We start from the raw sequence: 26609 nt of genomic DNA on the forward strand, positions 1-26609 counted from the left end.
TAGTCGCCGAAGCGCCACGCTACCCCCGCCGGATACTTTCGTATAACATTTGACAGGGCGTTAGCGGAAGCCTCGACCACCGGCTTAGGTAAACGATTTGGTGAAGTGGGCTTCATCACCAGAGGGGAATCCGACACCCCCGCGCCGTTGAGGCGCCGTTGGCGACAGGGCTTCCGAGACCGCCCCGGCCCGGAGCGGACAGCTTGGCGGAACGCTTGTGGAGGCGCGGGCATCGTCCACACCGTTCGCAATCGGCCCGCGGCGGGCAATAGGGGTGCCTTGCGCGCCCCTTACCGACGTCGCGATCTGTGCGGCCCTGCGCTTAAGATGCGCCAATACCGAAAACGATGCTTGTGCTTGCACTGGTCGGGGCGCAAGGAGCGGTCATCTCGCGACGTCCACGATGCCAAGTCATGATCGTCGGACGATCCGCGCCGGATGACCGCGGTGCGGGCTTTGCAGGCCTTGCCGGGTCCGCCAACCATCCCCTGAACCGCTGTCCGGAAGACCCGTGCACGCCACGGGAAAAGCCTACCGGGTGAAGTCGGTTATGACCGCCGTTCCAGGGGGTGTCGGGCCCTTCATCGCGCGCAGTTCAGCACCGGCGGCGGACAACGCGATCTCCCTGTCGAGCATCGGGCCCAGATCCACGTCGCCCCGCTCGATCATCCCCAGAAGCGACGGATACTTCCATGAGGGCATGCCGCGCGTGCCGTAGAACGCCAGTTGCTTGGAATAGATCGCCCGCATGTTGACGTTCATGAAGCCATCGCCCGACGGCATTCCGACATGAACATGCCGGCCAAGGGTCGCCAGGCACTCGACCGACGCGTTCGTCGTGGCCGCGATCCCCAGTGCCTCGATGGAGACCTGCGCGCCGCCACCGGTGATGTCGCGGATCGCCTCTGCGACATCGCCGTCCGACGCGTTCACGGCAGCATCGGCGCCCAGTTCCAGGGCACGGGTCAGTTTTTCCTCAACGACATCGACAACCACGACCCGTGCACCCAGCATCTTGGCCAACAGCAGGGCAGACAGGCCAATCCCCCCGGTGCCATGAACGGCGACCCATTCCCCCGTTCGGACATTGGCCCGGTCGGTCAGGGCGTGCCAGGCCGTCGTGACCCGGCAGCCCAATCCAGCCGCAAGGGCCGGCGAAAGCGTTTCCGGCAGATGCACGAGATTGTGGTCGAAGGGCACGGCGACGAATTCCGCGTAGGCGCCGGGCGGTCCGAACCCGGGCACAACGGAGTTTTCGCAGGTGTTCGACGCGCCGGTCTGGCAGGCGAGACATTCGCCGCATCCCAGGATGAACGGGGCGATCAGCTTGTCGCCTGGCTTGTGCTTTGCCCGCGCCCCGGCTTCGACAACCGTCCCGCAATACTCGTGGCCGAGGATTGAACCCCGCGTGACCTTCGGATGGGCGCCGACCCAGCCATGAAAGTCGGACCGGCACACGCCGCAGGCAGCGACCTCGAGCACGACGCCGTTATCCGGGCAGGCTGGGTCCGGGACCGTTTCGATCGACAGGTCTGCGTTGAAGTTCTGAATGACTGCTGCGCGCATTGCCCAACCACGTTTCTTATTGGGGATGCTCCCCGGAACCGCCATCACATCTCAATCGGACCATATAGGCAAGGTCGAGACGTCACAGGGGGATCTTTCTGTCGCTTGCGAGCGTGCCGCGCGATCGGAGCGGCCGTCTCGCGATTGCAGCCAGAAGCCTGCCAAATGGACCACTCGGACCTTGGAATTGATTGCGCTGGCCAATTCTTGTTCAGGGGGGATGTATTTCAGCTCGCCCATTTTGGGGCGAGACAGCGTTGAGAATTGCCCTAGTTTCTCGACTATCCTTAAAAAGATTTTTCGCATTGGAGAGCAAATGAGATTTCCTGGCCACTTTTTAAAATGGGCCCTCGCGCTCATGTTTTCCTTTGCGTGGGCACCAATCCTGAAAGCGGAGTTGCGCACCCTGCCTGCGCATGTGCCGATGGTACGGGCCACCACCCCGCCCGACGGGGCCAAAAACCTATGCGAGACATATAGCTGGGCCTGCCGCCGCGGTTCGCAAAAGAACCTGCCGGTCGAGCGCGCGATCGAGTTCGTCCGCAAGATCAACCTCGACGTCAATCGCAAGATCAGGTCTCAATCCGACCAGCGACAATATGGACGGGAGGAATACTGGACCTTGCCCGAGTCCGGGCGAGGCGACTGCGAAGGTTATGCGCTTTTGAAAAAGCGTCTTCTTCTGGCGGAGGGTATCGATCCTTCCCGGCTTCTGCTGGCCACCGTACTGGATACGAGGATGAGCTCGCATGCGGTCCTGGTCATCCGGCGCCCCTCGGGCGATTACGTGCTCGACAACCTGTCGAACCGGATCCTGCACTGGTCGGAAACCGGTTACGTTTTTCTGCGTATTCAGGATCCCGAGGCGCCGCATCGCTGGTTCATGGTGATGCGCGGCGGTCGTGTCGACGATGCGATGCAGCGACGCGGAAGCATGAACCAGCCGACATCGTCGCTGGGTAGGGCACTGGCGCCGCCGAGCAGACTGGTGCTGCCGTGATTTGAACAAGCGGTGTCGGGCCGGCAAGGGCACCGTGGTTTTCAACATCACTGCGCGCCGTTCGAACAGCCCTGCTGGAAGCCGTTGTCGCAATGCAATTTCAGGCGCTCGGTGTCCGTTGGCGACCAGGTCTCAGGCGCCGTGACCTGGACCCATGGACCGATGTAGTCCTGCGCGTAGTAGGCATGGCCGTGTCCGGCGGGCGCGCCGAAAGAGAGCGCCATGTCGAGTGCAAGCTGGAACTGCGTCACGACAGGTACGAAGATGAAGTGATCCGTCATGTCTTCGGCCGGAGGGTCACGCATCCATGGCGGCGCGCGCCAAAGCGAGTAAGGATCGTAGAACACCACGGGATCACTCGAGTATTGCAGGAACGCGATACGCATTTCCCCCCAGTCCGACGCGGCCTCCGAGGCATCGGCCGTGTGAGAGGCGTAGCGCACGAGCGAGCCATCGCCGATCTGCGGCAGAACCCAGGACGTTCCCGGATTTCGATGGTTCTGCACGTAATTCCAGAAACGCGACGGGAACGGCGGACCGGCCCAGAACGCGCCGTCTATCGGATCGTCGAGCAGGCGGAAAATGTTCGTGGCATGCATCGACGACCAGGCCCCGAGGCTCAGGCCGTGGGCGTAGAGGCGCGGGCGCGCATTCTCCGGCAGTGTCTTCCAGTAGCCGTGCACCACTTCCTGCAATGCGGTCGACTGTTCCAGGCCTGTACGGGTCTCGAGGATCAGCGCCAGCGGCGATTGCAGGTAGGAATATTGCGCGGCGACCGTGGCGATGTCTCCGCCATGCATGTATTCGACCGGATCGTGGGATCCGGGGTCCATCCAGCCGGTGCCGGTGGGGCTGGCCATGATCAATACCTCGCGCTCGAACGCGCCCTGCCGGATGAGCTCGGCCAGCGCCAATTCGGCGCGCGCCCGTGGCGTCCCGCCATTGGCACGCCCGACATAGACGCGGATCGGATCAAGCGCGGGCCGACCGGTGAAGGCCGAGATATCCTCGGATGAGGGGCCGGAGGTTATGAAGTCCCGTCCTGGCTTGCCTATGGATGCCCAGTCGATCAGGGACTCGACGCTGCCGGTCATGTGCGGGCCGTCCGGTGGCGGGGGGGCGTCCTCGAAAAGTTCCTGGGCGGCTTCGTAACTTTCGTCGAGGCCCGTCACCACGTGGTCCACGATGCCGTCGCGCGTCACGACCACGAGAAACAGAACGACAACGACGAAGCCCAGCACGTTTGCGCGGCGCGCCGGCATCACCCGAAGAAGCCGGGCGCGCACGAGGCGGAACAGCGAGGCGACAAGGCGCCCCAAGGCAAAAGCGACGACAAAGGTCACGACGGCCAAGAGCAGGATCGTCGCGAAATGGAGCGCATCGGCAGGGTCCATGCCCATTTTTTGACGGATGTCGTTCTGCCAGGTCCGGCTGGATCCCAGGACCCAGAAAAAGAATGCCATGATCGGGGCGGCAATGATCCATGTCAGGCCCAAGGCCGGCCGCCCGGAGAGACGCGGCATGTCGGCCGCACGCCACAGCAGCGCGACGATCTGCCCGATCAGATACCCAAGCGCCGTGACGAGGCCCCCGAGAATACCCTGTACCTCCGGCCCGCGCGGGATAAGCGATGGCGTAAGCGAGGCGGCGAAGAAAAGCAGGCCGAGCAACAGGCAAGGCACCGAGAAAGGCCCGAATACCCAGGACAAGCTCTTTTTCACGCACACCTCCCGTTTACGCGCGCCAAGGCGTCGGTTCTGCCCCGGGCCGATGCGTCTTGCCGTAAGACATGCCGTCTCGGATCGCGGCAACCTTAATGCCTTCTGCGTTGCGACGAACCTATCGCCAAACCAGTGTGTTGCGAAGGTCCATATCCACCCCCGCTCCCGGCCCTCCATCCCTGGTCTCTCCGTCGCGGACGTTCTCCCCAGGTCGCGTTTTTCTGTCCTTGGGCGGTGTGGCTCATGTATAGGGTCCGAATGCGACAGGTTTTTGCCGAACTGGCCCGCAAGATGGGCGTCATCCTTGTTTCAATGTTTTTCGCAGGGGCGTACGCCGTGCCGTCTTTCGCGCAAGCGGATCTGGCGCAACCGGAGATACACGCCATGGAATTTCCCTTTTTCACGCTGCGCAACCGCACGGGATCACTGGAGCCGGAAAAAATCTACGGGAGCGAGCGAAGTGATCTGAAAGCCGGCCTGTGCCGGGTCGAAGAGCTCGACCTCGGGGTGCTTTCGCCGCTCGCCGACGTCGCGCCGAACTTCATGCGCGAAGAGTTGCTGCGCGTGGAGGACGTCTGGGAAAAGGAAAGCGCTGTCATTCTTGACGGGCTTGAAGCCACGGCGGGGGCGCGCGGGCCCGCGCTTTTCGTGCATGGCTACTACATCGGGTTTGAGAAAGGCTGCCGCCGCGCGGCGCTTCTTCAGCAGAACGCGGATCTCGCGGGGCGGTTCCTGTGGTTCAGCTGGCCCTCGGACGGCTCGGCCGCTTACTACACCCATGACGAGTCCGACCTGTACTGGAGTGTCCCCGATCTCGCGGACACGATCATCGAGCTGGTGCGCCGATTCGGCGAAGGCGCGGTTGACTTGATCGGTCACAGCCTCGGGGCGCGTGGCGTGGTTCTGGCCTTGTACGAGGTGGCCAACAGGCAGCCGAACATCGAACTCGGACATATCGTGCTTCTGGCACCGGATATGGATTTCGAGATCTTCGCGCGCATGCTTCCTCGCATTGAACCCGTTGCGAAAAGTATCTCCGTTTATGCCGCAAGCGGGGACAGGCCCCTGGCCCTTTCCAGGCAACTCCACGGTTATGCGCGGCTTGGACAGTCAGGCAACGACGTCTCCAGGATCCCGGGCGTCGAGGTGATCGATCTCAGCGACCTGCCCAGCGACGGTCCGACGGGGCATCTTTACCATATCTACAGTCCCGACGTCGGCGCGGACCTGCGGCAGCTTCTAAACGAGGGGAAGCCGGCCGAGACGCGCGGCGGCCTGGTGGCGAAAGGTGCCAATCTGTGGCACCTGAAGCCGGGCGCACGGGACTGATTGTGCCGCGATCAGTGGATGATGTATTTGACAACCGACAGCACAGCGCCAATCCCGCCGACGAAGAACGCCCCAAGGATTGCCGGGACAACGCGATGATCCAGAACCCAGCCCGCCCGCGCGCCCAGCGTTGCCAGCAACGCAATGCACAGCACATGTGACGCCAGCAACGCGGTGCCCGGCTCGATCCAGCCCATCCAAGCCGCCAGAAACAGCGCCGTGGGCAAAATTCGCCACCGCCAGGGTCGGCGTGCTGTGGCGCCAGGCTGCGCGCCAACTGTCCCGGGTCATGCGCGTCTTGGCCTCCAGCGCGTGGCCGAGAAACTCCGCGAAGGTCTTTGCCAGCGTGATAGCCAGCACCGAACCAAACAACACGACCGCCGTCTCAAGCGGCGGGGCCGGGGAACTGCCTTGTGCAAGCAGGATGCTCAGCACCATGATCGTGCCGTAAATTATCCCGAAGGCTGCGTGATCGAGGCGCTGCCAGCCCGATGTATCGGCTTGGGTCATCGTGTTCTCTTTTTTGTCGCTCACATCGTTTCCGGGTATTCGTGAGGGTCCCGATACGCGGTTCATGTGAAACGCGATAGATCAAGCGTCGTTCGTCCTGATGGCCTGTCCCCGGAGCTTTCCGGGGATCGCAGGCTGTTTCGTAACGGAGGCTCCGGTCCGGTTCCTGTTTTAGATTAGGCAGCCGTGGCGTGGTGCTGCAAGCGCCGTTTCCGGATTGTCCTTTTCTTGGTTTCCCTCTCACCTTCAGGACGGTCGCCGGCGAGACCCACCCCCAGCCAATCACTCCGGGATCGGTGACGGCGGTCTGCCAAGGCTCGCTCGGGCGGCGGAACACGTATCGCGGAGGCTTCCGCACCGTTTCGGCCATGATGATCTCCCGCCGCGATACGGTGCCCGGGGACACGCGCATAGGACTGTCCGGAGCTGGCGTTGCAAAGTTCGGTTGCGACGACAGCATGGTCCCGAAACGGTCCCGGCACGTACGCTAGACGCCGGTTCCCGTCAGGGTCTTCGATACGTGTCGGGAAATGGTTCCCGGGAGAGGCAATCAAACAATCAAGAAAGCCATTATTTACCGGGGCGTTAACGTTGAACTCGGTTACTAAAGCGGTCCTGAAAACGGTCCTTATTTCCGGTTGCCTGAGCCCCTGGCCAATACCCCACTCCTTACAAGGCTCCAATCAGTCATCCGTTCCGCTGACGCGAAGGTCTGGTCCGGGCTAGCAAGCGTTCATTTGGTGAACCAGGGCGAACTTCGGGTCTGCGGACAGAGCGGGCATAGCCGACGAGCGTGCCCAGAGTGGCCGAAATCCGTTCGTAGCCAAACACGCTTGCACAGCATGACCCAGATCAAGGCAGTGAAACCGACCGGATGCCTGCTCACCGAATAATTCCGACCCCGGAGCACTATATCGACGACAAATTTTCGCGATCGATTGGCTCACCATTATCCTGATATGCTTTACGACGTCCCGGATCGGGGGAGGCCATGATCGGAACGGTGAAGCCAGACTTCCTGGAGGCCGGTTCAGGAGAAACCGTGATCCTTCTTCATTCGAGCGTCGCCGGTGCCCGCCAGTGGCGAAGCTTGATGACCGTGCTCGCACATCGCTGCCACCTGGTCGCGATCAACCTTTTTGGCTACGGCAAGACCGCGCCGTGGCCGACGGAAAAACAGCAGTCACTTGAAGATCAGGCACAATTGGTTGCACCGTTTCTGCCTGCCGATGGCAGCAGCGTCTCGATTGTCGGACACTCCTTCGGCGGCAGTGTCGCGATGAAGGCGGCGGCCCTTTTCCGGGGCCAAGTTCGTCGGCTCGTTTTGATCGAACCAAACCCGTTCTACCTTCTCGAGCAGCATGGGCGGGGCGAAGCTTTCCGCGAAGCACTCCGACTGCGGGACATCATCAAGGAGAACGGAAGCCGAGGGTCCTGGAAAACCGCCGCCGCAGAATTCGCCAATTACTGGAACGGGGAAGGCAGCTGGGAGGCCATGCCAGAAGACCGCCGAGATAAATTCATCGACGCCCTGAAGCCGAACTTCCATGAATGGGACGGCGTTATGAACGAGCACACGCCCCTTTCCGATTGGGCGAAGAGCCTCCCCGGGCAAACGACTGTCATCTCGGCGAAAGATACTGTGCGTTCTATCGACGAAATCATCGTCCTGATGCGAGAAAACATCCCCCATTGGAGGTTCGAGCAGATTGACCGAGGCGGGCATATGGCTGCTTTGACCAAGCCTGACCTGGTCAATCCGCTCGTTCAGCGCGCACTGATTTGAGATCCGGTACGGGCTCGGACCGGTCATCGATCCAATCAGGCCCAAGGTCCGCCTTGCGGACCTTCCGGACCTTCGCCGGGTCGGCTGGCGCTCTCGGCCCAATGCCGATTTCAGTGCAGGATGCAGTTAGTGGCTGGTTTCCGCCATTCCTGTATGGCTCAGACGCCCAAAACCGGACCTGGGCTCAATGCCCGGGGCCGGATTGCAACGGGTGACCGCGTCAGAAGAATTTCCGGGTATCATCGCCGAAATCGATATATGGATGGTGTTTACCCCTGACGCGACTGCCGGAGTCCCTCTTTGACAGACACTCACGATCCTTTCGCCCATCACCCCGAGTTGCGCGCCAGGATCAAGAGTCCCGAGACGTCGTTCTTCCGCGATTTTACCCTCGACGGGATGATCGCCGAGCACCCGCACATGGAAGAATTCCGCGCCAAGTTTCACACGGATGCGGAACGCGAGGCGCTCCGTGCCAAGGCTCTTGCAGGCCGTGAAGGAGATTTGTGGGTCTTCGCCTATGGTTCCCTGATGTGGGACCCGGCGCTGCGCTTCGCGGAGGTGCGCCGCGCCCATCTTGACGGGTATGCGCGGCGGTTCATGCTCAAGGATGAAGGCGCGCGCGGATCGAAAGAAGCGCCTGGCCTTATGGCCGCCCTGGACCGCGGCGAGGGCTGCGAGGGCCTGGCTTTCCGGATCCGTGAGGCGGAGGTAGGAGCCGAGACCGAGATTTTGTTTCGCCGCGAGATGATCGGCCCGGCTTATCTGGCAAAGTTCGTAACGGTCCGTCTCGACGAAACAGAGGTCGCGGCGCTGACCTTTCTCGCGAACCATGCCTCGCCCGATATCGACCCGCAAATCCCGCATAGCGACCAGGTGCGCCATATTGCGACCGGACATGGCATTCTGGGCAGCAATCGCGACTACCTCGTCAACGTCGTCGAGCATTTCGCCCATCTCGGCATCGAAGATCCACATTGTTCGACCCTGTTGCGCGATGTGGACGCCTATCTTGAAACCCACGCAGTGGAGCCGAGCCCATGAGCGAACCGATCCCGTTCTTCGACGGGCACAATGACTTTTTGTTGCGGCTCTGGAAGTCTCCAGCCCCAAGGGAAGAAACCTGGCTCGGCGCGGGCGGCGCGGGGCATCTCGACCTGGCCCGGATGAAGGCGTCCGGTTTCGCCGGCGGGCTGTTCGCGATCTTCGTGCCACCGGTATCTTCGGGTCCGCCGCCGGACTTCAAGGCGCTGATGGCTGATCCGCCCTATGCTCTGCCCATGCCACCGCCGATGGAGCACGCCACAGCACAGCCGCCAGCACTGGCGATGGCGGGGCTGCTGCACTGGATGGCGCGGGCCGCTCCCGAGGACTTCCGCGTCTGCCGCACCGTCCCCGAGATACGCACCGCCATTGCCGAGGACGCAATCGCCGGCGTCATGCATATGGAAGGGGCGGAGGCGATCGGCCCCGATCTCGACGCGCTCTACCTGTTTCACGAGATCGGGCTACGCTCGCTCGGGCCGGTCTGGAGCCGCGATACGATCTTCGGCCACGGGGTGCCCATGGCCTTTCCCGGCGGACCGGATATTGGGCCGGGCCTCACCGGCATTGGCCGAGACCTCGTGCGGTTGTGCGACGAACTCGGTGTCGTGATCGACCTGTCTCATCTCAACGAAAAGGGCTTCGACGATGTGGCGGCAATAACCTCGGCGCCGCTGGTGGCGACCCATTCCAACGCGCATGCGCTCTGCGACAGCCCGCGCAACTTGACCGATCGCCAGCTGCACATGATCCGCGAACGCAGCGGGATGGTGGGTTTTAACTTCGCCACCTTCTACCTGAATGCAGATGGGACTGCATCGACCGACACCGGCTGGGACGTGATGCTCCGGCATCTCGACCACCTGATCTCCGAGGTCGGCGAAGATCATGTCGGACTCGGTTCGGACTTCGATGGCTGCGTATTGCCTGACCTGATCGGTGACGTCACCGGCGTGCCGCACCTGTTCGATGCCATGCGCGCCCACGGCTACGACGACGAGCTGATCGGCAAGCTGGCGCGGGACAACTGGCTCGCCTGCCTCGAGCGGTGCCTGAAGTGACGATGGCTGCAAGTAACTCCATGCTCCGGGCCCGGAGACTTACCCGCGCTCTTGTCGACCGGCCGCCGCCCCGCTCTGACGAACGTGGACCGATCCTGCTCGATGACCCCGATCCGGACTATCACGATCGGACGGCCGCGGAGATCCTTGATCGGGGTGATCCGCCCGGCTCCGTCTGGGTCTTTGCCGCGGGCTTCCTCATCTGGAACCCGCGCATGGAGGTGGCCGAGCGCAGGACCGCTTTCCTGAAGGGTTGGCGCCGCGCCTTTTGTCTCATGGATCGCGGCTCCCGCGGATCACACGCGACGCCGGGGCTTATGATGTCGCTTGACCGCGGCGGAAATTGCACGGGCGTTGCCTCGAGGATGGATCCGGGCGACGACGCACATGCGGCCCTCGTCAGCCTCCTTCAAAAGGAACCCCCGGTACCGCCAGAGCGCGTCGTCGCCGAAACCGACGCAGGCCCTGCGCAGGCGATCTTGTTCGCCGCGCACCCGGGGTTTTCCCTCTACAGGCCCAAGCCCGACATCGAAGAGCTTGCCGACATGCTCGCCTCGGCGGTCGGTCATCTTGGCACGATGGCGGCGTATCTCCTGAAAACGGTCATAGAACTCGAACGGGCCGGCGTTCATGACCTCCACCTCTGGCGATTGCAGGAAATGGTGGCTGAGCGTCGCGAAAGGCTTCCGCATCAGATACCTGGGTGTCATTCGCGACCGGAGATGGGCGATCCAGTTGACCCGGGGAGACGAAGATGAACGAAAAGGAAGAAAACTTCTCGGGTGGGAAAGACCGCATTCCCTCCGGATTGACGGGCGACGGGGAATTCTTCGGAAGTCACGGCCAGCAGGAGCTTCAGCGACGCTCCGACTTCCTTTGGCGGATCGTCAAGGACGACCCGCGCTTCCAGAGCCATGGCCGCGCGATTGCGCTCGCGGACCCGACTGCAGAAAACGTTGCAGACCAAATAGCGGTGGCGAAACTAATTGGTGTCTGTGCGTGCGAAGCCGTACCCGAAGAAGATGTCCCTTGGCGCAGGAGAGCGCTCGAAGCCGCCGGCCTGACTACCGACTTCTACGTGGAATGGCGCGGCGAGGCCAGTGCGCTGGGTGCGGCCCGAGGCGTTCTGGAGGAGCGTCCACTGCCAATGGACCTCACGCTGCGCGCGGTGGACGCCAACACGTCATCGGAGACGATGCAGGGTCTGGACGCGGTCACGCAGGCCTGCGAGGTGCTGCTGCCGAACGGTGCTTTCATGCGCGGCGTCCACCGGCCGTCTGTGTGCCTTTACGCGGAAGATTCTTCCGGGAGCGTGGTCGGCACCTCGGCCGCAGTTGCCGCGTTTCACCCGGCCCATGCGCGGGCCGGCTGCGCGTGGTGGGGCATGCTGGCCACGACGCCCGATCGACGGGGAGCGGGCATTGCGCTTCATCTCGGCGCGCGCGCGCTGATCGAGATGAATGAACGCCACGGGATTGGAGAGGTATTCACCGGGGTCCGACCCGGGAACAGGCCTTCGGAGGCGCTGTGTTCCAAGCTTGGCCTCAGGCCTACAGAATTCCAGATCCTGCTGGCCATCGCACCCGAAGTTCTAGGCGCCGGCCAGGTTACGAAGTAACCGTCGAACCGATGTGATCCGCGGGACGTGCTCTTTCTGGGGACGGCCTGGCCCACTGGCGCGAGGCAGGTCCCGTGCGCTGCGCGCATGGTGCGGATCACGAGGCTGACCTTGGAAAGTATGCGGCGATCGGGAGCCAACCCGCCGTTAATGAAGAATCCCGCATTTTTTGGTAGGTCCGCCTTAGGCTCGGAGCGGTTATTGGCCGATCCTCTTCGGATGCTGGCTCAGCTTGAGAAGTCAGACGTTGTTTCACGTGTCAGCGGCTGGCCTCGGCGCCGCTTGCGCATCCACTTCTTGCAATACGGGACGTGGTGCCGAAGAGTTGCAAACACGGAAATCCAGAAGCGAAAGCCCCGTTTGGACCGTTTGATTGCCAATCGCTGGTTCGTGTTGTCGGTCCTGTTCGCCGGGCGTGTCGCCATGGCGTTCCAGTTTCAATCAGTTGCCGCCCTATCGCCCGCCTTCATGGCTCGTTTCGACGTCGCACTTGCCGACATCGGTCTTCTTATCGGGCTCTATCTTGCGCCTGGCCTGGCAATCGCCTTGCCGGGAGGTGCTATCGGACGTCGTTTCGGCGATCGACGGGTCATTGCGTTTGGCATGGCGCTCATGCTTGCCGGTGCACTCTCCATGATCCTTGTGCAGACATGGGAAGGGCAGATCCTTGGGCGTTTCATAGCGGGCACCGGAGGCGTGTTGCTGAACGTTCTGATGTCCAAGGTCGTGACAGATCATTTCGCCGGGCGCGAAATCGCGACGGCCATGGGAATATTCGTGAACTCGTGGCCCGTGGGAATTGCTGCAGCTCTTCTCTTCCTGCCGCTCGTCGGCAATCCGGGTGATCCGCAGGTCGCACAAACGCTGGTGGCCGTCACGACGCTGGCTGGTTTGGTTCTGTTCCTTTTGGGAACGCGCGCCGCCGTCCAGCCCGATACGCATACTGTCGAAGCCACAAGATTGGCGGGGCCGAAGATGAAGGCCGTCATCCTCGCGGGCGCCATCTGGGGCCTGTACAATGGCGCTTTGGGTATGGTCTTCGGGTTTGGACCGGCAATGCTGGTAGAGCAGGGCTGGACCCTCGCGCGCGCCAGCGCATCAACGAGCATCGTGCTCTGGTTGGTTGCGCTCTCGCTTCCCTTGGGCGGATTTCTCGCCGACAGGTTCGGGCAGAGAGACGCAGTCATGATCCTTGGGTTTGTGGCGTTTGGACTCTGCCTCTGCGTCGCACCGAATACGGAGCAGGTCTTGCTGCTACTTGTGCTCTTGGGTGTTTTCGCCGGGATTCCAGCCGGTCCCATCATGAGCCTGCCAGCCAGTGTTCTCGATCCTGGCAACAGAGCGCTGGGGATGGGCGTGTTCTTCACGCTCTTCTACGTTGGTGTCGTATTCGCCCCGATAGTGGGCGGTCTGCTTTCTGACCTGTCAGGGACTGCAAAGACGACGTTCTACTTTGGGGCTGCAATGATCGCTGTGTGTTGCGTGGCGCTCGTCGCGTTCAAGAGGACCGCCAATGCGTTAAAGTCCCGGCCATGATCTTCGTGGCACTGCTGTGCTAGCGCCCGGTTCATCGGGCGAATTGCCCAGCGGAGTGGATCGCGCGCGGTAAAGCGTCTCTCGCTGTAATCAGTTTGCGACGGGCCCATCGCGGCCAGCTTGCGCAAGTTGTCACCCGCATTGTGCCGATGCGATGCAGGCCTCGACATGCCCCACGCTCACGAGATGGTGAGTGCTCACAAGGCAGCGATAATGATCTGCCCGTCTTGAGGTCGCGTAATCCACCCCCACAAGGAGGTAAATGACATGATTGACAAAAGGGTTGTTAAAAACAGCTGGGACGCGGTTATGGATGAGTCCAAGAACCCGCTCCGCTTCTTTCCCCTGATGACGGCACACATGGTGATGCAGGTGCTCGCCTGGATGTGGAGCGCAATTTTTGCCGTGGCCGTCGGCAGCTTCATGGTTTTCGGCGTCTCCCTGGTTGCCCACGTGCTGATCATCGCGGGCCTGATAGCGACGCTCGCAGTCTTTCGCCGCGCGGAATTCCGAAACGAAATCTAGTCCCAAGAGACCTTGAGTTGCGCCCCGGCCTCGATGGCCGGGGCATTTTGCGGACGATCTCTTTATAGTCGGCGATCAAGCACGACTTTTTTCGCGAAGCGCGTGTTTTGCCTCGTAACGCGCCCTGATCCATACGGCGCCCGTGCGACTGAACCGGACTTGGGCAGATGCCGATACCCGGTTTTGATCGTCTAGCCCAAGTCCGGTTCAGTCGCCGTGAAGGTCTCAATTTCCTGCATCGCGGCCCACCATTCGGAGACACCCGGCACATTTAGCAAGACTTCGGAATCGGGTGTAAGCGACACATAAAACATGATCGGGGCAAGGAAGTAGTCCGCTAGGCTGGGCTCGTCGCCAGCCAGCCATTTGGCGTTTCCCTTGTTTTCCATCAGGAGCGCCATCAGCGTTATTGAATTCTCGAGGCAATTGGCGCGCGCCTCTTCATTCTGCCCGCCGATAAAATCTGGAAAGAGATGATAGCCGGCGACGCCAACCAGAGCGCCGTAGCCATACGAATTGATCAAGCTGATTGCCTCATTCATCAACGCCCGTTGCTCTGGGTTATCAGGCATCAGCGCAGGCTTCGGACGCGTCTCCTCGAGATAGCGGCAGATTGCGTCAGTCTCGCGTATGCGAAGACCGTCGATGTCCAGAACAGGCACCTTTCCAAAGGGGTGGCGTTCCAAGTGTTCGGGCTGCCTTGGCTCACCCTCAAGCACGTTGATCTGGTCCTGATCGTAATCGATGCCCTTGTCCCGCAGGACCATCTTTACGGTGCGTACATAGGTCGAGCCGTCGAAACCAAAAAGCTTGGGTGTGCTGGCCATGGTCGCCTCCTGTCGGCTGGCTAGAGCAGATGAAAGTATCTGAGTATCTGACAACTTAGCTTGGCTCGGCCAAAGGCACATTACTTACGTGGGCTCGGACCGGTCATCGATCGAAATCAGCCGAGCGTCCGCTATGCGGACATTTCTGCCGTGCTGACCTTCGTTTCGTCTGCGCGGATGAATTTTTGCTTCCGCTTTCAGGCGGTAAGGAACCGCCGAGCCTCTTCACCGCTCTTGCAGACTTTGGCGCTTACGCGATCACCAAAATTGGCAAGCGTGTTCGCCTCCCAATCCGCGACCCAGCTGTCGTCTTGTCCCGATTCCGGCAGTGGCGGAATTAGAACAAATCTACGGAGCGGCGAATTCAATATGAATGAACGAAACTCGTTGCTGCTTACCCACTGGTAGTCTGCTGCCGAAAGCGACCGCGATGAGGTGGATACGTCTACCACCCAGTGTTCAACTCTATTTCCGCGAACCCAAGTCAGGGCTGCCATGACGGCGTCACGGACACCTGTTCCTTCGTCATACTCACTGAACCATTTAAGATAGACTGCCGAGAGGTCTGGCCGCCAGGTAACGTCTACCAATTCTGATGCCCGGTAGATCAGTTGTTCGTCCACTGTCTCGCCCCCGAAGCCAACCGGCGCTATCAAGATAGTCAGCCTGCGAAACGTCTACTACGGCCTCATCCCGGTCACTGCGCAAAATCAGACCAACGCCGGCGATATAGGGCGGAACGGCTTCGAAGCTTGCGTCATGCGAGGTCCATCACATGTAAGGGGAAACAGCTAACCCGGTCGATCAGTCGACAAGTCCTAGCTGTCGAGCGATAGTGGCGCTGTCGTAGTAATCTCGGCCCTCCACGACCATGCCGTCTTTGACGCGCATCACTGAACAATACCGGACCTCAGCCTGCTTACCCGTCGGTGGAAAATCTCCAAGGCTGGAGCGCAGAACCCCGGTATGCGTGCCCGTGTTGCGAAACTCGACCGTCGCCCATTGTCCGTCCTGGCTGACTATGACGTTTTCGACTTTGCACAATCCATCCGGGAATGCCTCGCGCCAGCGATAGTAGTCGGCCTTGTAAGCTTCCTTCCCCGGCAGCTTCTCGCCGCGGGCAATATCCTCAAAGGCACAGTCTTCAGCAATAACTTCTGCGCCACGATCAGGGTCGCGCATATCCCAAGACTCGTGAAACTGTCGAACGACCTTTTCAGTAGGGTGCATTGCCTTGATCCTTTTGTGCGTCGTTCAGTCGACATTAGCAGCCGACCGTTGTTGGTACACTGTTAAGTGAGCTTCGGGCTCCGACCGGTCATCCATCCAATCAGGCCGAAGGTCCGCCTTGCGGACGAACCGGCCGGATGGGCCTGCGGCATCTTATGTCTCGAGACACTATCTGACTGCGACCTCATCGCTGCAGCGCAGCTCAGTTTCTAGAAGGCGGTCGTCCGGGAGATGCGAGATTGGCCAGATTGGAACCGGCCGTTCGCGGCACAGCAGCATGACGTCTCATGTGCGGGACTAAGCGGACCTTTGGGCAATGCAAAGCTCTGACGTGGTTGGCCCAGAGCGATTAATATCCCATGCGCGCTATGCCGCAGCCTCGTGTTGCAACGCAAAGAGATGAAGCGATGCAGCCGATCGCTACTCAGGGTGCTCCAGACACCATCGATGTGCAGAGATGATTTCCGATGACAGAAGATCAGCATCCTCTTGTTGCATGGCATATCCAATTACGGAAACGCGAATGATCCGGCGTCCTGCCCAGGCGCCATGGCTCGGATAGACCCTTGCCTGATCATGCACCCTCTTCAGAACACGTTGCGTGAGCGAGTCGCCGTAAGGTCCCTCACCGCAAGTGATTGCCACCTGATTGCTGTGGATCTCGTTGAGAACCGTGAGTCCGGGCTCGGCCGAGACCGTGTCGGCAATCGACTGCGCCAAATAGCAATGGCGCTTTATCATCTCTTCGACTCCTTCGCGCCCAAGATGCCGCAAGATTGCGTAGCTCGGGACACCCCGCGCCCGCCGGGAAAGCTCTGGCGTAGAATCCGGTGGCTCCCAATGCGCCGTTAGATCCGGAAGATAGGCTCCCCGGGCGGACATGGCCGAGACCAGCGAGCCTCTGTCTCGCACGATGGCAACGCCAGCATCGTAAGGCGCATTCAACCATTTGTGCAGATCCACCGCCCAGCTGTCCGCGAGCGTGACTCCCGCTAGGCGAGGGGCAAGGTCCGGCACTGCTGCGAGCCAAAGGCCGAAAGCCCCATCGACATGGACCCACCCCTGCTTGTCGTGCACGAGCGGAATCAGTTCGTCGAAGGGATCGAACGAGCCGGTATTGATTTGTCCGGCCTGTAAGATCACGAGCGGGGGCGCCGTGCAGCGCCCGAGAGCGCTCCGAAAAGCCTCCGGCTCGATCCGCCCCTGCGCGTCCGTGCGGACACGTACCGCGAAATCCGCCCCCAGCCCTGCGTAGCGTAGCGCGGCGAGGGGAGCGGAATGCGCGTCATCTCCAATCAGGACAGGAAACTCGGGCGCGCCAAAAAGCCCCTTAGCCTCCACATCCCAGCCCTGCGCGGTAAGGAGGGCGTGCCGCGCAGCCATGACCCCCACCATGTTGGCAACCGAACCGCCCGTGACAATTCCCGCCCCACTGCCAGAGGGAAGGCGGAGCAGGTCGATGACCCAATCGCATACAGCACGCTCCATGCCGGTGATTGCGGGTGTCTCAAACGCAGACCCGGCGTTCTGCCCCCAGGCGGAGACGAGAAAGTCGGCGGCGACGCCGACAGGGTGAGAACTGCCGCAGACGTAGCCGAAGAAGGTTGTTCCGACCATTTTGTGCAGACCGCCCTCGGCGTTTTCGAGTATCTGTTCGATGACTTCGTCTTCGGGCGTCCCAGCATCCGCGAGCGGCACCAAGAAACGACTAACTGCCTCGTCAAGACCGAGTGTCGGTCTGGCTGGCAAGGACGGCAGTTGATCCCGGTACGCTTTTGCTGCCTTGGCCGCCACATCGATGGCCCGCCTCTGGCTATCACTCAGGCCAGTCGGCTTTAGCGGCGCGTCGTCCATGCTTCCGTCTCCCCCGACTTCTGATCCGCGAACAATAGCAGATTCTTGAGCGGTCTTTAGCCGAGACTTGCCGCAGGGTTGCCGTGGGCTGCCCCCACCGAGTGGTCCGGTTTGTTTTTTAGTGCATGACAGGCCTCTGATCCACTGGGACGATGCTCTCGGGTGCAGGTGGGCGGAATCCGAGGGCACTGTGGGAGCGAGTTGTGTTGTAGTGCCTGCGCCAGTGTTCGATCAGGATCTGAGCTTCGCGAAGGCTGTCGAAGACCTCACCCTTGAGGCTCTTGGCCAGCTAGATCTCCTGGTCCCGGTTGGTCTTCTTGCGCTCTACCTCGAAGATCGGCCCGATTCGCGCATGGAAATACGGGAAGGCCTTCATCGCCTCCGCGTAGCTGTTGCCGAGCTGGCGTTAGAGGGTTTGCTTTCCCGGGAGGCCGACGAGCCACTTGGGCACGTCTTTCTTGTACCGGAAGGACCCGTTCGGGCGGCGGAACACGCATCGCGGAGGCTTCCGCACCGTTTCGGCCAAGATGATCTCACCCCGCGATACGGTGCCCGGGGACACGCGCACAGGCCTGTCCGGACCTGGCGTGACAAAGTTCGATTGCGACGACAGTATGACCCCGAAACGGCCCCGGCACGTCCGCTAGACGCCGGTTCCCATCAGGGTCTTCGATACGTGTCGGGAAATGGTGCCCAGGAGAGGACTCGAACCTCCACTTCCATACGGAAACTAGCACCTGAAGCTAGCGCGTCTACCAATTCCGCCACCTGGGCCGGTGTCGTGACGCCGGCATGTAAACCCGCCCGCGGGCGGTGTCAACGGCCTCCGTGACGCGGAAAGCGATTTGCGCCTTGTCCGGTGCGTTGCGGGCAGGTAGGACACGGGACAACACCGGATCAGGAGGGTGCCATGTCGAAACTGGTCACGATCTTCGGGGGCTCGGGCTTCGTCGGGCGCTACATCGCGCAGCGCATGGCGCGTGCCGGCTGGCGCGTCAGGGTCGCCGTGCGCCGCCCGAACGAGGCGATCTTCGTGCGGACCTATGGCGTGGTCGGACAGGTGGTGCCGGTTTTTGCCAATATCCGCGACGACCGGTCCGTGCGTGAGGTCATCCACGGGGCCGACGCGGTGATCAACTGCGTGGGCACCTTCGATGCCGGCGGCAAGAACAATTTCGAGGCCGTGCAGGAGCTTGGCGCCGGCCGCATCGCGCGGATCGCCGCCGAGGAAGGCGCGGCTCGGCTCGTGCATATCTCGGCCATCGGGGCCGACAGCGAAAGCGAGAGCCGCTACGCCCAGACGAAGGCCGCCGGCGAGGCGGCGATCCTCGAGGCCTTCCCCGAGGCCGTGATCCTGCGCCCCTCGGTGGTGTTCGGTCACGAGGATGCCTTCTTCAACCGGTTCGCCAACATGGCGCGCTTCACGCCGGTGCTGCCGCTGGTTGGCGCCGACACGAAGTTCCAGCCGGTTTATGTCGAAGACGTCGCGACCGCCGCCGCCAAGGGCGCCCTGGGCGAGGCCGCGCCCGGCATTTACGAACTTGGCGGCCCCAGGGTGGCCAGCTTCCGCGAGCTGATGCAGACGATGCTGCAGGTCGTCCGCCGCCGCCGGCTGCTCGTGAACATGCCGTTCTGGGCGGCGCGAATCATGGCGACGGTGCTCGACGGGTTGCAGGCGGCCACGCTCGGGCTGTTCCACAACGGGGTGCTGACGCGCGACCAGGTCAGGCAGCTGGGCACCGACAACGTGGTGGCCGCGGATGCGCGTACGCTGGCCGATCTCGATATCGAGCCCACCGCGATGGAAGCGGTCCTGGAAAGCTATCTCTACAGCCTGCGACCGGCCGGCCAGTACACGGCGCTGCGCGAGTCGGCGCGCAACCTCAAGACCTGAGCGTCAGGCGGTGCCGCCGCCGCCCCATGCGATCGCCAGCAGCACGAGGCCCAGGATCACCCGGTAGATCACGTAGGGCGTGAAGCTCACCGATCTCAGCAGGCGCATCATGAAGCTGAGCGCGGCAAGCGCGGCCGCGAAGGCCATCACGGCCGCGATGGCGCCGTCGCGGGCGGCTTGGCCGTCGGCCGTCGCGACCACCTCTGCCCCGAGCAGGACGCCCGAGGCCGCGATGGTCGGGATCGACATCAGCATCGCGAGCTTCGCCGCGTCGTGGCGCGCGTAGCCCATCGCCCGCGCGCCCGAGATGGTGATGCCGGATCGCGACGTGCCCGGGATCAGCGCCACGGCCTGCCAGAGTCCGAGTTTCACCGCGTCGCCGAGGGTCCAGTCGGCCGCGGTCTTGTTCTGCCCGCCCCGCTGATCCGTCCAGTAGAGCACCAGCCCGAAGACCAGCATGGTGACACCGATCACGGTGATGTTGCGCATCGCGTCGTCGAGTCCGGTGAGCTTCAGGATCAGCCCGAGGATCACAACCGGCACCGTCGCGACCCCGAGCAGGAACGCGAGCCTCGCCCCGGGCGTATCGACCCGCCCGGACAGAAGCCGTGGAAGCCCCGACAGGGCCTCGCCCACCTCCCGGCGGAAATAGAGGATGACCGCGGCCAGCGTGCCCACATGCACGGCGACGTCGATGACCTGCCCCTGGTCTTCCAGCCCCGAGAGCTGCGGCAGCAGGATCAGGTGACCCGACGACGAGACCGGCAGGAATTCCGTCAGTCCCTGGATGACCGCGACGAGGAAAAGGTGGAACAATGTCATTTGGCGGAGGCCCTGATTCTCTCTCCTGCACGCTAACCGTTGGCTCTGGAAAGGGAAGTTCCGTAAAATGTAAGTCATCCTGACTTAAATTTGCGACGCTGGCGGGCGCATTTGCGGCAGGGGCCGAATATTTCTCTTATTAGGTCAGTAGCGCTGCCTTTTATTTGGGCCGGGACCGCTGTAGACATACGCGCCCGAGCCAGACCATCCGTGGAAGGAGCCACCAACATGGCCAAGCAGCCGATGCTGAAATTCGTGACCGTGGAAAAGGAGATGCCCGAAAAGCGTCCGCCCGATCTGCGCGCCAGGGATTTCCACGAGATCTACGCGGAATATGCCGACCAGAAGGCCGCGGAACAGGCCGGGCGCTGCAGCCAGTGCGGCGTGCCGTATTGCCAGTCGCATTGCCCGCTGCACAACAATATCCCGGACTGGCTGCGCCTGACCGCGGAGGGCCGGCTCGAGGAGGCCTACGAGGTCAGCCAGGCCACCAACACCTTCCCCGAGATCTGCGGGCGTATCTGTCCGCAGGACCGGCTCTGCGAGGGCAATTGCGTGATCGAGCAGTCGGGCCACGGGACGGTCACCATCGGACAGGTCGAGAAATACATCACCGACACGGCCTGGGAACGCGGCTGGGTCAAGGCGATCGCGCCGGAGACCGAGCGCGAGGAAAGCGTCGCGATCATCGGCGCCGGGCCGGGCGGGCTGGCCGCGGCCGATCGGCTGCGCCGGGCCGGCGTCCAGGTCACGGTCTATGACCGCTACGACCGCGCGGGCGGGCTGATGACCTACGGCATCCCCGGCTTCAAGCTGGAAAAGGACGTGGTCATGCGCCGTAACGACCAGCTCGAGTCGGGCGGCGTGACCTTCGTCCTGAACTGCGATGTCGGCACGGACATCAGCTTCGACGAGATCCGCGAAAAACATGACGCCGTGCTGATCGCGACCGGCGTCTACAAGTCGCGCGACCTGGGCGGTCCGGGCGCCGGGCTCGACAACATCGTGCGGGCCATCGACTACCTGACCGCGTCGAACCGCGTCGGCTTCGGCGACGACGTGCCGGAATTCGAGTCCGGCGCGCTCAACGCCGCGGGCAAGCGCGTCGTGGTGATCGGCGGCGGCGACACGGCGATGGACTGCGTGCGCACGGCCGTCCGCCAGGGCGCCGAAAGCGTGAAATGCCTCTACCGCCGCGACAGGACCAACATGCCCGGCTCGCAGCGTGAGGTCGCCAACGCCGAGGAAGAGGGCGTGGAATTCGTCTGGCTGACGGCGCCCAAGGGCTTCACCGGCTCGGCGCATGTCACCGGCGTGAAGGTTGCCCAGATGCGGCTGGGCCAGCCCGACCAGACCGGCCGCCAGAGCCCCGAGGAAATCGAGGGCGCCGACTACACCGAGGATGCGGATCTTGTGATCAAGGCGCTGGGCTTCGAGCCCGAAGAGCTGCCGAAGCTCTGGGGCGTCGACGGGCTGGAGGTGACCCGCTGGGGCACGATTAAGGCGGATTTCCGCACGCATGAGACCAGCCTGGGCGGCGTCTACGCCGTCGGCGACGTCGTGCGCGGCGCGAGCCTCGTGGTCTGGGCGATCCGCGACGGCCGCGAGGCCGCCGACGCGATCCTCGACCGGTTCGCGGCCGCCGCCGCCCCCGTCGCCGCAGAGTAATCCGGCCCAATCCGGCAATGACAGCATGACCGGGGTCCGTGACCCCGACGACACCGAAAGGGTGGAAGAATGACCGAATACGACGCCAACTGGGTAGCCCAGGAAGAAGCCAAGCGCGCCTTCATGGCCGAAAACGGGCTCTACCGGCCCGAGGACGAGCATGCCTCCTGCGGGGTCGGGCTGGTGGTGTCCATCGACGGCAAGCCGAGCCGCAAGGTCGTGGAGAACGGCATCGACGCGCTCAAGGCGGTCTGGCACCGCGGCGCGGTGGATGCGGATGGCAAGACCGGCGACGGGGCCGGCATCCACGTTCAGATCCCCGTCCCGTTCTTCTACGACCAGATCAAGCGCACCGGCCACGAGCCCCGCCGCGACGAACTCATGGCGGTGGGCCAGGTCTTTCTGCCCCGCACCGATTTCGGCGCCCAGGAAACCTGCCGGACGATCGTCGAGTCCGAGGTTCTACGGATGGGCTACTCGATCTATGGCTGGCGTCACGTCCCGGTGAACATCGAGGTGCTGGGCGAGAAGGCCAACGCCACCCGTCCCGAGATCGAGCAGATCCTGATTTCCAACGCGAAGGGCGTGGACGAGGAAACCTTCGAGCGCGAGCTCTACGTCATCCGCCGCCGCATCGAGAAAGCCGCCGCGGTCGCACTGGTGCCGGGGCTCTATATCGCGTCGCTGTCCTGCCGGTCGATCATCTACAAGGGCATGATGCTGGCCGAGCAGGTGGCCGAGTTCTATCCCGATCTCAAGGATGAGCGTTTCGAGAGCGCCTTCGCCATCTACCATCAGCGCTACTCCACCAACACCTTCCCGCAATGGTGGCTGGCGCAACCCTTCCGCATGCTCGCCCATAACGGCGAGATCAATACGCTGAAGGGCAACCTGAACTGGATGAAGAGCCACGAGATCCGGATGGCGTCCAACACCTTCGGTGACCATGCCGAGGACATCAAGCCGATCGTGGCCAACGGCTCGTCGGACTCGGCCGCGCTGGACGCGGTCTTCGAGGTGATGGTTCGCGCCGGGCGCAATGCGCCGATGGCCAAGACCATGCTGATTCCCGAGGCCTGGTCCAAGACCGCCGACGCCATGCCGCAGGCGTGGCGCGACATGTACAACTACTGCAACGCCGTGATGGAGCCCTGGGACGGCCCCGCGGCGCTGGCCATGACCGACGGGCGCTGGGTCTGTGCCGGGCTTGACCGGAACGGCCTGCGCCCGATGCGCTACGTGGTCACCGGCGACGGGCTGATGATCGCGGGCTCCGAGGCGGGCATGGTGCCGACCGACGAATCCGCCGTGGTCGAGAAGGGCGCGCTGGGCCCCGGCCAGATGGTCGCCGTCGACATGGGGGCGGGGCGGCTCTACCACGACACGGAACTCAAGGATCAGCTGGCGGCCGCGCAGCCCTTCGGCGAATGGGTTGGCAAGATCGTCGATCTCGAGGAAGAGACCGACGGCATGACCGAAACCGCGATCCACAGCGGGACGGAACTGCGCAAGCGCCAGATCGCGGCCGGCTATTCTCTCGAAGAGCTCGAGTCGATCCTCGCCCCCATGGCCGAGGACGGCAAGGAAGCCGTGGCCTCGATGGGCGACGACACGCCATCGGCCGTGCTGTCGGAAATGTACCGCCCGCTTTCGCATTATTTCCGGCAGAATTTCAGCCAGGTGACCAACCCGCCGATCGACTCGCTGCGGGAATACCGGGTGATGAGCCTCAAGACCCGCTTCGGCAACCTCAAGAACGTGCTGGACGAGGATTCGAGCCAGACCGAGATCCTGGTTCTGGACAGCCCCTTCGTCGGCAACGCCCAGTTCGCCGAGATGGTGAGGCATTTCGGCGGTTCGGTCGTCGAGATCGACTGCAGCTTCCCCGCCGATGGCGGCGAAGGCGCGCTGCAGGTGGCGCTGGACCGCGTGCGCGCCGAGGCGGAAGACGCCGTGCGGTCGGGTGCCGGCCATCTCATCCTGACCGACGAGTACCAGGGCCCCGAGAAGGTCGCGATGCCGATGATCCTGGCCACCAGCGCGGTTCATAGCTGGCTGACGCGCAAGGGCCTGCGAACCTTCACCAGCCTCAACGTCCGGTCCGCCGAATGCATCGACCCGCATTACTTCGCGGTTCTGGTCGGCTGCGGTGCCACCACCGTGAACGCCTACCTCGCGCAGGACAGCATCGCCGACCGGATCGAGCGCGGCCTGCTCGACGGCACGCTCACCGAGAACATGGCGCGCTACCGCGCCGCCATCGACCAGGGCCTGCTGAAGATCATGTCGAAGATGGGCATTTCGGTGATCTCCTCCTATCGCGGCGGTCTCAACTTCGAGGCCGTGGGCCTGTCGCGCTCCATGGTCGCGGAATTCTTCCCGGGGATGCCGAGCCGGATTTCCGGCATCGGCGTCAGCGGCATCCAGCGCAAGCTGGTGGACGTTCACGCGCGCGGCTGGCACGGCGGCGCCGACGTGCTGCCCATCGGCGGCTTTTACAAGGCGCGCACCAAGGGCGAAAAGCACGCCTGGGGCGCACAGACCATGCACATGCTGCAGGCGGCCTGCGACCGGGCGAGCTACGATCTCTGGAAGCAGTATTCCAAGGCGCTGTCGGCCAATCCGCCGATCCACCTGCGCGACCTGCTGGACATCAAGCCCTTCGGCAAGCCCGTTCCGATCGAGGAGGTGGAATCCATCACCTCGATCCGCAAGCGGTTCGTCACGCCGGGGATGTCGCTGGGCGCGCTCAGCCCCGAGGCGCACAAGACGCTGAACATCGCCATGAACCGGATCGGCGCCAAGTCCGACTCGGGCGAGGGCGGCGAGGACCCGAAGCATTTCCACCCGATGCCGAACGGCGACAACGCCAGCGCCAAGATCAAGCAGGTCGCGTCGGGCCGCTTCGGGGTGACGGCGGAATACCTCAACCAGTGCGAGGAACTGGAGATCAAGGTCGCCCAGGGCGCCAAGCCCGGCGAGGGCGGCCAGCTGCCCGGCATGAAGGTGACCGAGCTGATCGCCAAGCTGCGCCACTCCACCCCCGGGGTGACGCTGATCTCGCCGCCGCCGCATCACGACATCTACTCGATCGAGGATCTCGCGCAGCTGATCTACGATCTCAAGCAGATCAACCCGCGCGCCAAGGTGACGGTGAAGCTGGTGGCGCAGTCGGGTGTCGGCACGATCGCGGCCGGCGTCGCCAAGGCCAAGGCCGACGTGATCCTGATCTCGGGTCACAACGGCGGCACCGGCGCTTCGCCCGCGACCTCGATCAAGTACGCGGGCCTGCCCTGGGAGATGGGCATCACCGAGGCGCACCAGGTGCTGGCGATGAACAACCTGCGTGACCGGGTCACGCTGCGCACCGATGGCGGCCTGCGCACCGGTCGCGACATCGTCGTCGCCGCGCTGATGGGGGCCGAGGAATACGGCATCGGCACCGCGGCGCTGATCGCCATGGGCTGCATCATGGTGCGCCAGTGCCAGTCGAACACCTGCCCGGTGGGCGTCTGCACCCAGGATGAAAGCCTGCGCGCCAAGTTCACCGGCACGGCGGACAAGGTGGTGAACCTGATCACCTTCTACGCCCAGGAAGTCCGCGAGATCCTCGCCTCCATCGGCGCGCGCTCGCTGGACGAGGTGATCGGCCGGGCCGACCTGCTGACCCAGGTCAGCCGCGGCTCCGCGCATCTCGACGACCTGGATCTCAACCCGTTGCTGATCACGGTCGATGCCGCGGACCGCGTCACCTACGATCGGACCAAGCCCCGCAACAGCGTGCCCGACACGCTGGATGCCGAGATCGTCCGCGACGCCGAGCCGTTCTTCAAGGAGGGCGAGAAGATGCAGCTCTCCTACGCGGTTCGGAACACGGACCGCACCATCGGCACGCGGGCCTCGAGCCATCTCGTGCAACGCTTCGGCATGAACAACAGCCTTCAGCCCGATCACCTGACGGTGAAGCTGACCGGCTCGGCCGGCCAGTCGCTGGGCGCCTTCCTCGCGCCGGGGCTGAAGCTCGAGGTGTCGGGCGATGCCAACGACTATGTCGGCAAGGGGCTTTCCGGCGGGCGGATCGTCGTGCGCCCGCCGCTGGCCAGCCCGCTGACCGCGGCCGAGAACACGATCATCGGCAACACGGTCCTCTACGGCGCCACGGCGGGCAAGCTCTTCGCCGCGGGCCGCGCGGGGGAACGCTTCGCGGTGCGGAACTCCGGCGCCCATGTCGTGATCGAGGGCTGCGGGTCGAACGGCTGCGAATACATGACCGGCGGCGTCGCCGTCATCCTCGGCGAGATCGGCGCCAATTTCGCGGCCGGCATGACCGGGGGCATGGCCTATCTCTACGATCCCGAGGGCATTGCCCGCAGCCTGATCAATCCCGAGACCGTGGTGATGTGCCCGGTCACGGTCGATCACTGGGAGGCCGAGATGAAAGGCCTGATCGAGGAGCACGCCGCCGAAACGCGCAGCCGCAAGGCGGCCGATATCCTGCAGCACTGGGACCTGGAGAAGGACAAGTTCCTGCAAATCTGTCCCAAGGAAATGCTGCCGCATCTCTCGCACCCGCTCGAGGCGGGCGCGGCCGAGGAGCGCGCCTGACGCGACCCGCGGG

Annotated in this window: 20 protein-coding genes, 1 tRNA gene and 1 pseudogene; 12 read left to right on the forward strand and 10 right to left on the reverse strand. The window is 63.1% G+C overall.

What is annotated here, in order from left to right; genetic code table 11:
- Positions 1-531: 531 nt before the first annotated feature.
- A complete protein-coding gene (locus ACQ5SP_RS11410; protein ID WP_430938545.1) occupies positions 532-1566 on the reverse strand; it encodes a zinc-binding dehydrogenase in 1035 nt (344 codons plus the stop codon).
- A gap of 220 nt (positions 1567-1786) precedes the next feature.
- Between ACQ5SP_RS11410 and ACQ5SP_RS11415 the strand changes: the two genes are divergently transcribed.
- The gene (locus tag ACQ5SP_RS11415; protein ID WP_430938496.1) at positions 1787-2566 is read left to right on the forward strand and encodes a transglutaminase-like cysteine peptidase; all 780 of its coding nucleotides are present in this window, start codon (positions 1787-1789) and stop codon (positions 2564-2566) included.
- 47 nt (positions 2567-2613) lie between these two features.
- Here the strand turns inward: ACQ5SP_RS11415 and ACQ5SP_RS11420 are convergent, their stop codons facing one another.
- Entirely contained in the window at positions 2614-4287 is a 1674-nt protein-coding gene (locus ACQ5SP_RS11420; RefSeq protein WP_430938497.1) for an alpha/beta hydrolase, read from the reverse strand.
- Positions 4288-4578: 291 nt separating this feature from the next.
- On the opposite strand from ACQ5SP_RS11420, the gene ACQ5SP_RS11425 reads away from it, so the two are divergent.
- On the forward strand, positions 4579-5616 hold the full coding sequence (locus ACQ5SP_RS11425; RefSeq protein WP_430938498.1) for an alpha/beta hydrolase: 1038 nt from the start codon (positions 4579-4581) through the stop codon (positions 5614-5616).
- A gap of 11 nt (positions 5617-5627) precedes the next feature.
- Here the strand turns inward: ACQ5SP_RS11425 and ACQ5SP_RS11430 are convergent, their stop codons facing one another.
- Positions 5628-5813 (reverse strand): hypothetical protein, encoded by a 186-nt coding sequence (locus ACQ5SP_RS11430; protein ID WP_430938499.1) that lies wholly within the window; start codon positions 5811-5813, stop codon positions 5628-5630.
- A 1304-nt stretch (positions 5814-7117) separates the two neighbouring features.
- Here ACQ5SP_RS11430 and ACQ5SP_RS11435 point away from each other — a divergent pair.
- The 7 genes from ACQ5SP_RS11435 (at position 7118) to ACQ5SP_RS11465 (ending at position 13696) form a co-directional block, all read left to right on the forward strand.
- Positions 7118-7912: an alpha/beta fold hydrolase gene (locus tag ACQ5SP_RS11435; protein WP_430938500.1), complete on the forward strand. Its 795-nt coding sequence runs from the start codon at positions 7118-7120 to the stop codon at positions 7910-7912.
- 300 nt (positions 7913-8212) lie between these two features.
- The gene (locus ACQ5SP_RS11440) at positions 8213-8956 is read left to right on the forward strand and encodes a gamma-glutamylcyclotransferase (protein ID WP_430938501.1); all 744 of its coding nucleotides are present in this window, start codon (positions 8213-8215) and stop codon (positions 8954-8956) included.
- Positions 8953-10017 (forward strand): dipeptidase, encoded by a 1065-nt coding sequence (locus ACQ5SP_RS11445; RefSeq protein WP_430938502.1) that lies wholly within the window; start codon positions 8953-8955, stop codon positions 10015-10017. The genes ACQ5SP_RS11440 and ACQ5SP_RS11445 overlap by 4 nt, the downstream gene beginning before the upstream one ends.
- A complete protein-coding gene (locus tag ACQ5SP_RS11450; RefSeq protein WP_430938503.1) occupies positions 10005-10775 on the forward strand; it encodes a gamma-glutamylcyclotransferase in 771 nt (256 codons plus the stop codon). Before ACQ5SP_RS11445 ends, ACQ5SP_RS11450 begins: the two co-directional genes overlap by 13 nt.
- The gene (locus ACQ5SP_RS11455; protein ID WP_430938504.1) at positions 10772-11635 is read left to right on the forward strand and encodes a GNAT family N-acetyltransferase; all 864 of its coding nucleotides are present in this window, start codon (positions 10772-10774) and stop codon (positions 11633-11635) included. Before ACQ5SP_RS11450 ends, ACQ5SP_RS11455 begins: the two co-directional genes overlap by 4 nt.
- A gap of 360 nt (positions 11636-11995) precedes the next feature.
- On the forward strand, positions 11996-13171 hold the full coding sequence (locus ACQ5SP_RS11460; RefSeq protein ID WP_430938505.1) for a CynX/NimT family MFS transporter: 1176 nt from the start codon (positions 11996-11998) through the stop codon (positions 13169-13171).
- A 267-nt stretch (positions 13172-13438) separates the two neighbouring features.
- Positions 13439-13696 carry a hypothetical protein gene (locus ACQ5SP_RS11465; protein WP_430938506.1) on the forward strand — a complete coding sequence of 86 codons (258 nt, stop codon included), beginning with the start codon at positions 13439-13441 and terminating at the stop codon, positions 13694-13696.
- Positions 13697-13887: 191 nt separating this feature from the next.
- Here ACQ5SP_RS11465 and ACQ5SP_RS11470 read toward each other — a convergent pair whose 3' ends face one another.
- The 6 genes and pseudogenes from ACQ5SP_RS11470 to ACQ5SP_RS11495 all read right to left on the reverse strand — a co-directional run bounded on the left by ACQ5SP_RS11470 (position 13888) and on the right by ACQ5SP_RS11495 (position 18381).
- Entirely contained in the window at positions 13888-14523 is a 636-nt protein-coding gene (locus ACQ5SP_RS11470; RefSeq protein ID WP_430938507.1) for a glutathione S-transferase family protein, read from the reverse strand.
- A gap of 197 nt (positions 14524-14720) precedes the next feature.
- Positions 14721-15146 (reverse strand): hypothetical protein, encoded by a 426-nt coding sequence (locus ACQ5SP_RS11475; RefSeq protein ID WP_430938508.1) that lies wholly within the window; start codon positions 15144-15146, stop codon positions 14721-14723.
- A gap of 181 nt (positions 15147-15327) precedes the next feature.
- On the reverse strand, positions 15328-15753 hold the full coding sequence (locus tag ACQ5SP_RS11480; protein ID WP_430938509.1) for an ester cyclase: 426 nt from the start codon (positions 15751-15753) through the stop codon (positions 15328-15330).
- Between the two features lie 420 nt (positions 15754-16173).
- Entirely contained in the window at positions 16174-17607 is a 1434-nt protein-coding gene (locus ACQ5SP_RS11485; RefSeq protein WP_430938510.1) for a pyridoxal phosphate-dependent decarboxylase family protein, read from the reverse strand.
- A 118-nt stretch (positions 17608-17725) separates the two neighbouring features.
- A pseudogene (locus ACQ5SP_RS11490) lies at positions 17726-17884 on the reverse strand (integrase core domain-containing protein); the annotation flags it as partial.
- A gap of 410 nt (positions 17885-18294) precedes the next feature.
- A tRNA-Leu gene (locus ACQ5SP_RS11495) sits at positions 18295-18381 on the reverse strand.
- A gap of 136 nt (positions 18382-18517) precedes the next feature.
- Between ACQ5SP_RS11495 and ACQ5SP_RS11500 the strand changes: the two genes are divergently transcribed.
- Positions 18518-19501, forward strand: a complete 984-nt coding sequence (locus tag ACQ5SP_RS11500; protein WP_430938511.1) for a complex I NDUFA9 subunit family protein — start codon at positions 18518-18520, stop codon at positions 19499-19501.
- A gap of 3 nt (positions 19502-19504) precedes the next feature.
- On the opposite strand, the gene ACQ5SP_RS11505 is transcribed toward ACQ5SP_RS11500, so the two are convergent.
- A complete protein-coding gene (locus ACQ5SP_RS11505; RefSeq protein ID WP_430938512.1) occupies positions 19505-20323 on the reverse strand; it encodes an undecaprenyl-diphosphate phosphatase in 819 nt (272 codons plus the stop codon).
- A 228-nt stretch (positions 20324-20551) separates the two neighbouring features.
- On the opposite strand from ACQ5SP_RS11505, the gene ACQ5SP_RS11510 reads away from it, so the two are divergent.
- The gene (locus tag ACQ5SP_RS11510; protein ID WP_430938513.1) at positions 20552-21991 is read left to right on the forward strand and encodes an NAD(P)-dependent oxidoreductase; all 1440 of its coding nucleotides are present in this window, start codon (positions 20552-20554) and stop codon (positions 21989-21991) included.
- A 69-nt stretch (positions 21992-22060) separates the two neighbouring features.
- Positions 22061-26596, forward strand: a complete 4536-nt coding sequence (gltB, locus tag ACQ5SP_RS11515; RefSeq protein ID WP_430938514.1) for a glutamate synthase large subunit — start codon at positions 22061-22063, stop codon at positions 26594-26596.
- The last annotated feature ends 13 nt before the right edge of the window (positions 26597-26609 follow it).

This window comes from Rhodovulum sp. YNF3179, assembly GCF_050586465.1.
Taxonomy (GTDB): Bacteria; Pseudomonadota; Alphaproteobacteria; order Rhodobacterales; family Rhodobacteraceae; genus CAJXYS01.